Raw genomic sequence first — 268 nt, 5'->3', positions numbered from 1 at the left:
CGGACCTGGAAAAGGACGAAGTGACCCAGTTCCCGCGTCACAGAGGCCCGTGTCGCATCAAAATGGAAAACCAAAAGTCCCTGTTTCCGGACATTTGAAGAGGAGGTGTAGTATGAATCGGTCGTTGGCACACAGCGCAGTGCCCGTTCCGCTGCGTTGTTCGTGAGGCATACCCTCCCATCGATGAGGAAGCGGGTGAAGGCGTCCCAGCGCCGGAGCATATAGTTGATGGCCTTGGCGAGATCATGGTTACGCGACAGCTTGGCGA

Annotated in this window: 1 protein-coding gene; it reads right to left on the bottom strand. The window is 56.7% G+C overall.

Annotated elements, in window-relative coordinates; genetic code table 11:
- Nucleotides 1-268 (bottom strand): transposase (locus SxD43FB_RS26270; protein ID WP_255245906.1); only part of this gene is annotated, 268 nt, incomplete at both ends.

This window comes from Sphingobium sp. D43FB (assembly GCF_002312805.1).
Lineage (GTDB): Bacteria > Pseudomonadota > Alphaproteobacteria > Sphingomonadales > Sphingomonadaceae > Sphingobium.
The sequence above is the reverse complement of the archived record's forward strand: the minus strand, read 5'-3'. Positions and strand labels throughout refer to the sequence as shown.